Source organism: Staphylococcus ureilyticus, assembly GCF_002902235.1.
Lineage (GTDB): Bacteria > Bacillota > Bacilli > Staphylococcales > Staphylococcaceae > Staphylococcus > Staphylococcus ureilyticus.
This window is the reverse complement of sequence record NZ_PPRL01000087.1, coordinates 1-4,309: the sequence shown is the minus strand read 5'-3', so window position 1 is coordinate 4,309 and position 4,309 is coordinate 1. Positions and strand designations below refer to the sequence as shown.

3 protein-coding genes and 1 pseudogene are annotated in these 4,309 nt (G+C 36.6%); 2 read left to right on the top strand and 2 right to left on the bottom strand.

From position 1 onward, the window contains the following. Nucleotides 1–310 precede the first annotated feature (310 nt). The gene (adhP, locus tag CD150_RS09400; protein WP_103161524.1) at nucleotides 311–1,324 is read right to left on the bottom strand and encodes an alcohol dehydrogenase AdhP; all 1,014 of its coding nucleotides are present in this window, start codon (nucleotides 1,322–1,324) and stop codon (nucleotides 311–313) included. A 471-nt stretch (nucleotides 1,325–1,795) separates the two neighbouring features. Here adhP and CD150_RS13755 point away from each other — a divergent pair. After that, a pseudogene (locus CD150_RS13755) lies at nucleotides 1,796–2,026 on the top strand (IS5/IS1182 family transposase); the annotation flags it as partial. Nucleotides 2,027–2,120: 94 nt separating this feature from the next. Here CD150_RS13755 and CD150_RS09390 read toward each other — a convergent pair. After that, on the bottom strand, nucleotides 2,121–3,404 hold the full coding sequence (locus tag CD150_RS09390; RefSeq protein ID WP_240621222.1) for a type I restriction endonuclease subunit R, EcoR124 family: 1,284 nt from the start codon (nucleotides 3,402–3,404) through the stop codon (nucleotides 2,121–2,123). A 133-nt stretch (nucleotides 3,405–3,537) separates the two neighbouring features. On the opposite strand from CD150_RS09390, the gene CD150_RS09385 reads away from it, so the two are divergent. Continuing rightward, nucleotides 3,538–4,116: a recombinase family protein gene (locus CD150_RS09385; protein WP_103161523.1), complete on the top strand. Its 579-nt coding sequence runs from the start codon at nucleotides 3,538–3,540 to the stop codon at nucleotides 4,114–4,116. Nucleotides 4,117–4,309: the final 193 nt, after the last annotated feature.

The following is a 4,309-nucleotide window of genomic DNA, read 5'->3' as shown; positions in this document are numbered from 1 at the left end:
TCGCCATGCCACGAAATTAGCATCATGCTAGCAAGTTAAGCGAACACTGACATGATAAATTAGTGGTTAGCTATATTTTTTTACTTTGCAACAGAACCGTATTTTATATGTACGAAAATAAGTAGAAAATTACATTTATTTTTAAAGAAATATTTTTTATATACATCATTTGAATGATTCTGATTTCCAACCAATATAATAAAAACCAAAAATAAATAGGGTCTGATTATGGTGTTCCAGACCCTATCCCTTCTTATCATAAAACCTTTGTACATTTCCCATTCATAAGATGAGGATACGTATTTATTAATTAAAATTCAAGTACAATACGACCTTCAATTTCTCCATTTTCCATTTTAGTGAAGATATCATTGATATTTTCCAATTTGTCTGTCTTAAATTCGGTCTTAATCTTGCCGTCTGCCGCAAACTGAAGAGCTTCCTGTTGATCTTTACGAGTCCCAACAATGGAACCTTTAACACTTACGCCATTCAGAACCGTATCAAATATTGGAAGTGGCATATCTTCATTGGGCAAAGCAACAAAAACCACAGACCCGCCGCGTTTAACAGAATGATAAGCTTGTTCAAAAGCCGTTTTATTGACCGCAACGCTCATCGATGCTTGAACACCATTACCTGTCACATTTTTAATATCTTCTACAGGGTCGACCTTTTTACTATTGACCGTATGGTCTGCCCCCAGTTTCTTAGCAAAATCAAGTTTACTATCTTGAATATCTACAGCAACAACCTTATACCCCATTGCCTTCGCATATTGCAAGCCTAGATGACCTAATCCACCAATTCCATATATTGCTACCCAATCGCCTGGTTTAGCTCCAGACACTTTCCATGCTTTATAAGTTGTGACACCTGCACAAAGGACTGGTGCTATTTCAGCTGAATCGACGCCTTCTGGAATCTGTATAGCATAGTCAGCTGGTGCGACAGCATATTCAGCGAACGCGCCGTTAGCACTATAGCCACCATTTAATTGATAAGGACATAACGTTTCCTGTCCATTTAAACAGAATTCACAGTCTCCGCAGGCTTTGTATAACCAAGGAAGACCAACCCGATCGCCAACTTTATGATTAGTAACATTTGATCCCAATTCTATTATTTTGCCGACCCCTTCGTGACCAGGTATGACAGGTAAGTCCGGTTTCACTGGCCAATCTCCAATTTTACAATGTAAATCAGTATGACAAACACCGCATGCTTCTATTTCAATTAATACTTCATTGTTTTTCGGCTTCGGAACTTCTACATCTTTTACTTCCAAATCCTTTCCATTTTCAACGACTACAGCTGCTTTCATATTATACCTCCTATGGCGTCACAAATTTTTGAGATGGTTAGATGACTAACCTTAATAAAAAGAATCCCTAGACTACCAATTATTTTTTCAATTTCTACTTTATCACAAAAAAGGAAGCGTTTTCAAGAATATTTTCCCGCAATTTAACAAAGATTTTTAAAGAAATCAGAAAATTCTTTCCTTTTTACACCGTGATTGCTTTTCCATTGTAGGGATTTTCTTAAAATACAGGTGATTTTTATATTACAAACGACAGCTTTATAACAGTAAATAAAATGTACTTTTTTATCCCTTTTCTTACATTAGAGTGAATTTCATATTTCTTAACCCTTGTGCCCCAATAAGTTCAGAGCACAAAAAAAGAAGTACCTCCCCAAATATTGTATAATGGCAGTTGACTACACAACCATAAAAAGACTGGAGTAGTATTTCTTATGACCATTATACGACAGACAACCAAGCCTATTTGGCATCCAAGAACTTTACGACTTGGAACCCCCCCAAAAGTATGAAGCAATTATTTGAGCGATTGATCTGGATCGTATTTATCATGTAATTAATAAGAAATCCTGTCTTGGAGCACCTGTTGAGCTAAATTATGAAGGGATGATTATTTCTTTTTTTATTCGCTACATCGCGCGTATTCCAACGATTAAAGATTTAATCAAACGTCTGAACGATGACTTTATCTTTAAAATGAACTAATGGTAATTGTCAAAAGAACCATAAAAAGACTGAAGGAGTGCTCCTTATCCTGAGTTTTACTATAAAATTCAAGTTATAAAAGAAATAAGCTCTAGATAACTTGGTTTATTTGTATTTTTTTTTTCAATTTAGAAACAATCTCGGGGAGTTCATTGGATAATGCGATATTATGTTCGAGTAAATTATTCGTTTTAGGGTGCTCAATTGAATCATGGTCAATGCTGTTTGTGAGGTCATCCACATATGGAATTTCATCTGGATGGGTAACAGAATATGCTTCGACGGCTTTTTCAAATATGACGCTATCAAAGCCCCATTCTGATGCAATCTGATAAATCGCCTCGCGTCGTTGTTCTGTTCTCCAATTGTCATATGCTTCATCAAAGTGAATCGTACTTGGGACGTTGCCAGGCTCTAACTCTTCTGATACAAATCGTTTTAATAGTTCAGCTTGGTCATACTCCCCCATATGACTCAGTTCTTCAATATTTTGATAGCTCAAACGTAACGTTTCCGCATCGACCGTTTGTACCCCTTCAGTGGATGTGGCCTTATCCCCCATTAATTGAATAATATAATGCGCATCGATGGTTTGCGCACGGGCAAGTTTTGCTTGACTCAGGGGTAAGATCGGTGGGTCGTCTTCAGTCTCATCGGTATTATCTCTTGTGAGGTTACGGTATGCCCCGACATACTGCATCCATTCATGTTCTGTCACACCAAATGCGGCATCCACCCAACTAAATTCATAGTATTGCTGAATTTTATTCAGTTGACCGTTCGCCTTTTTAAAGGCGTTCACAAACGTTTCCTTCGCTGCTTCGTCCATTTCTAGGGATTGCCAAGCCGTCGGATCGTTCAATACCGCCATCACTTCTTGTGAGTACTCAACGAATGCATCCACTGCTTCAGGGTATGGTTTCACAATCGCTTGACTGCTTTCTCCCCCACTCCCGTATAAAATCAGTGCGGCATTCACTGTCTCTTCGGTTATTCGTGGATATTGGAAATTCACAATGGATCCAAATTCTTTTTGCTTGCCATAAATCCGATTCGTTCGTGAATATGCTTGGATTAAACCTTGTAATGCCAATGAACGATCGACATATAATGTATTAATGAATTTAGAATCATACCCGGTCAGTAGCTGGTCTGCCACGATCACAAGGTCGATATTTTTAGAATTTCGGCCACTACCGCCCCGTGTTGCTCTTTCTACCACATCGTCATAATATGCATCTTCACCTCGACGTTGATCCCCATACGCATATTCGATGCCTGTAAATGTGGCATAATCTTGAAACATTTTTTGAATCAGTTCTGGATCCGTTGGCTGTGAATCAGCATCTGTTCCAAAACTACATTTTCTGTACACTCTCTTTTTATATCTAGATATATATCTATTATACATATTTTAGTGTTCAATAACCCAACAGAAAATATATGTTCATAAATATGGTTAGAATTAAGTTATGGTACAATGAAAACGTATATAGGAGGTTTGTATTTTGAAAATAGGTTATGCAAGAGTTTCAACTGGATTACAGAACTTGGATTTACAGGAAGATCGGTTAAATCAATATGGTTGTGAAAAGATATTTAATGATCATATGAGTGGTTCAAAAAGTAAGCGACCTGGTTTAGATAAAGTCATTGAATTTGCGAGGTCAGGAGATACGATTGTTGTTTGGAGACTAGATAGACTAGGACGTAACATGGAAGATTTAATCACATTAGTTAATGAACTTAATAATCGAGGTGTGAGTTTTCACAGTTTAGAAGAAAATATAACAATGGATAAATCAAGTTCTACAGGACAATTGTTATTTCATTTATTCGCAGCATTTGCAGAGTTTGAACGCAACTTAATTTTAGAACGTTCTTCAGCGGGACGAATTGCTGCTCGTGCTAGAGGACGCTATGGAGGTCGACCCGAAAAATTAAATAAACAAGATTTAAAGTTACTCAAAACACTTTATGATAATGGAACACCAATTAAAACTATTGCAGAACAATGGAAAGTTTCACGTACAACCATTTATCGTTACCTCAATAAATTAGAGAGACAAGAGAATAAACACAAGTAGAGTAACCAATCAATTTTATGAAAAAGAATCTAGTAAATAATTATATATATCGTTAACATATAAAACACCTTGTTTCAATATTGTTCGATGCAAATGAAGCCTTCTCTCTGCGTCTAGAAAGCTTGTATTGTTGTTAAAACGATATTTTATATATAAAAAGAAAGCTGAGCAATTTTTGGCTCAGCTTTTAAAA

Excerpts from the sequence above, each read along its gene's own strand:
- adhP (WP_103161524.1), bottom strand. The coding sequence starts at position 1,324 with ATGAAAGCAGCTGTAGTCGTTGAAAATGGAAAGGATTTGGAAGTAAAA.